The organism is Azospirillum sp. B506, assembly GCF_000333595.1.
In the GTDB taxonomy this organism is placed as follows: domain Bacteria; phylum Pseudomonadota; class Alphaproteobacteria; order Azospirillales; family Azospirillaceae; genus Azospirillum.
The window spans coordinates 1-3,384 of record NZ_BADK01000057.1; the positions used below are offsets into that span (position 1 = coordinate 1).

Here is a 3,384-nt window from a genome sequence, read left to right on the forward strand (position 1 = left end):
TCTCCTGCCCCGATTGGCTCACGCTTTGCGGGGCCAGCTGTGACGAGATTTTCTTGTTGGGCTACCCCCAACGGCCTGTACAGGTTGAGCGGGGTAACCGGCTTTTTCGCGTTGGCTTGCGGAACAGCCGGTATGCCGTTGCCGGGCGCGGGGCTCGTTGCCGGAGCTTTGCTGGCATACGAGGCGGTGATTATGGCTTGGAATTTGCTGCGGCGTCCAAGTCGACATGCGTCACCCCACCGGTGTCCCCAACTTCGTATTTGAGTTGTTCTATTTGGCTCTCACCATATTGAACCGGCACCCGTCCGCGCATATCGGGAACGGCGAATTTCGATTCCCCATCGCCCCCATAACGGAAACCGATGATCTCAAAGAGATTTTTCATTTTTTTGTCGTAAATTGGGTAAAGTTTCCCATCGCAGGTCACCCAGCCAGTGGGTGCAAAGGTAAAGCTGAACATACGAATTTCACCAATATACGGATCCATTGGCCTCTACCTTCTACTATTTTTTCGCAGTATATCCTGATGAGATGGCTGTGATCAATTGATAATTATCGAACAATTCTACTTAAGAAGGAAAATCTCATGCAAATACTGTTATTTAGTGTTTCAATCATCGAAAAATCGCCAATGTCGCGCGATTGGATCGCATGACGGTGACCAACAGGGTGTGGGAAAAGGCTTTTGCGTCGCGAGAGAGGGTGCTTTTCGGCAAGATTAGAAAAGACCGAGGCAAGATACTGGTGGTATATTGCAAGGTCTTGACGCGAGATTGCCGGAAAGAACCCGACCGCAGCAGCAAAATGGTTTTGCCGCACCCTGCCAACCCGGTTGGCATCGATGAGCGGGCGAAGCATCATCGGCTCCACCGATCCAGGGCAATCGCATACGATGTCCATATTCCTGCAAGCGGACTTTGGCCATCTTCGACTTCGCGGGAAAGACAGGTTTCCTTGGAAAGCAGTTAACACCTCATATGCGATAGACCTGTCCAGCGATCGGATCGCGGTTGACAAGGGTTGTGTCGAAATGACAAGAGCGCGCGTGTCGCTCCGGCATCGGGCGGATGGCCGCAGTGATCCAATTTGGCCCGTCTGGAGGATTGTATGATGACCATGCTTCCGGCCAAGCCCGGTCTGATCTGGCTGGCATCCTACCCCAAATCCGGCAACACTTGGGTCCGGCTGTTCCTGAGCGCTCTTGAAAGCAACCGGGACGTCGATCTGGCGCGTATGGACACTGCCGCCAACGGCGCGGCTTCGCGCTCCCTGTTGCAGGCCGCCCTCGGCATCGGGCTGTCCGACCTGTCGCGCGACGAGGTGGCTGACTTGCTGCCGCTCGCCTACCGCCGGCTTGCCGAGCTGGGCGGCGACCCGCCGGCGATCCTCAAGGTCCACAGCGCCTATCACACCACGCCTTCGGGGCAGCCGCTGTTCCCGCCTGACGCCACTTATGGTTGTATCCATCTGGTCCGCGACCCGCGCGACGTCTGTCTTTCCTTGGCAGCACATAATGGCGTGGCGATCGACCGGGCGATCGACCAGATGGGGAAGTCCCACCCCCCTGCCGACAGCGTCCGGAAGTCGGGATCCGCGCAAGTCGACGAGTTCCGGGGATCCTGGTCCAGTCATGGGGAGAGCTGGCTGGCCGCTCCGGTGCGGCGGTTGACCGTAAGATACGAGGATATGGTCGCGTCGCCGCTGGACTGTCTGGGACGGATCGCCGCCTTTTGCGGCCTGCCTGCCGATGCGGACGCCGTGGCGTTGGCGGTGGAACGTACCGCCTTCGACCGGCTGGCGGCCAAGGAGCCGCCGGTGGCTTCACGGAACGTCCCGACGGCATGGCTCGTTTTTTTCGCAGCGGTCGGGTCGGCCAGTGGCGCAATATCTTGAACCATGAGCAAATCGCCCAAATAGAACGCGACCATGGTGCCCTCATGGAGCGGTTGGGGTATCAGCCGGTCACTGGTTCCGGCCCTCATGCCAGCGAATGAACTCGTTGATGTGCAGGGCGACGGTCATGCCCATGACGATTGTGTCGCGGATGGAGCCGCCGACGGGCAAATTGGCCGGCGGCCCGGCCGCGAGAACCGCCTTCAGCCGCGGCAAATCGATGATGGCTGCCGCGAACTCCGATGGAAGTTGCTCGTCCAGCCGGCGCCTCGCCTCGTCCCACCATTGGTGCAGCCACTCCTCCGCGTCGGAAAAGGGTTCGAAATAGCCGGGTTCCGCCAGGGCTTCGGCGGGCATGCGATCGGCGAGCACCCGTCTGGCCAGATAGCGCGGAACGCCATTGCGTCGGAATTGTTCGGGTGGCAGCGAGAGGATGAAATCGACCATCCGCCGGTCGCGCAGGGGGGCGGCAGACGTCATGCCCATGCGATTGTGCATCAAGGTGAAGGCTTCAGCGTATGCCGGCTGGACATTCAGGAAAATAGGGACGATTTCCTCGGTGCTCAGCCGGGCCAACCGCTCCGGATTGTGCGGCGACTGTGCCCAGCGATTGCGAAGGCCGCTGCTCTCGGAGAACTCCGGCCGCAGGAAACTGCTCTCCCGGATCGGGGATAACGGCGCGCGCCGGCCGCTCCGCCAAAGGTGAAGCAGCCAACGCGGGACGATGTCGCGGAGAGCGTTTGACCACAGGACGGTTCCAAGGCCGCGGTCGCGGTAGCGCGCAGCGCCGATGACTTCCCGCGTCAGCGCAAACCACCGTCCGGCCCTGAACAGCGCGCGAAATACCCCCTCGCCCTCGGCGGTCAATGTCCAGTTGCCGCCATCGCCGCGCAGCAGGGTGCCAACCCCCTCCTCCTGCGCTGCCCGCGCCAGGGGCAGCCGTCTGGCCACCAGGCTCAACCCGCACAGCGGCGTCCCGATGTCGGCGAATACGGCCCGCATGTCGTCGTCGATCGGTGTCAGGGGCTTTTCAGCGATGGCGCGGACACGCAGATTGGGGTGTTGACGGGCGAGACGCTGCACATGCTCCCACTCCCGTCCGGCGCCGCGTTCGTACGCCCGCGCGCCCGCCATCGGTACGGTGGTGAAACCGTGGATCTCGCGGTCCGGGGCCATCATCGCCAGGGTTGACGCTATGGCCCCGGAATCGAAACCACCGGAAAGCATAACCCCGATGGGCATCCGGCTCCGAAGATGCCCGGCCAGCACATCGGCCAGGACCTCGCGGGCCGCTTCGACATACGCGTTATCATCCTTCAACCGCAGCGGCGGGGCGGCGCCGGGACGCCAGTAGACCTGCGTCCGCGCACCCGATGGATCGAACGAAACCACCGACGCTCTCGGCACCCGGCGAAGGGCGCGGTGTACTGTCCCCTCGGAGTCCGAAGAGCTGGAGAGCAGGTGATCGCCCAAGGTCATGGGGTCGATGTC

The 3,384-nt window shown here is 61.7% G+C and carries 3 protein-coding genes; 1 reads left to right on the forward strand and 2 read right to left on the reverse strand.

Going from position 1 to position 3,384, the window contains the following annotated elements; genetic code table 11:
- Positions 1-190 precede the first annotated feature (190 nt).
- On the reverse strand, positions 191-487 hold the full coding sequence (locus I71_RS35505) for a phage tail protein (protein WP_083896916.1): 297 nt from the start codon (positions 485-487) through the stop codon (positions 191-193).
- 620 nt (positions 488-1,107) lie between these two features.
- Here I71_RS35505 and I71_RS01745 point away from each other — a divergent pair.
- Complete coding sequence (locus tag I71_RS01745) at positions 1,108-1,893, forward strand: sulfotransferase domain-containing protein (protein ID WP_244433562.1); 786 nt, start codon at positions 1,108-1,110, stop codon at positions 1,891-1,893.
- A 69-nt stretch (positions 1,894-1,962) separates the two neighbouring features.
- On the opposite strand, the gene I71_RS01750 is transcribed toward I71_RS01745, so the two are convergent.
- On the reverse strand, positions 1,963-3,384 hold a 1,422-nt coding region (locus tag I71_RS01750; protein ID WP_148294121.1), incomplete at its 5' end, for an asparagine synthase C-terminal domain-containing protein.

Coding starts and splice junctions, on each gene's coding strand:
- I71_RS35505 (WP_083896916.1), bottom strand. CDS start 487: ATGGATCCGTATATTGGTGAAATTCGTATGTTCAGCTTTACCTTTGCA.
- I71_RS01745 (WP_244433562.1), top strand. CDS start 1,108: ATGATGACCATGCTTCCGGCCAAGCCCGGTCTGATCTGGCTGGCATCC.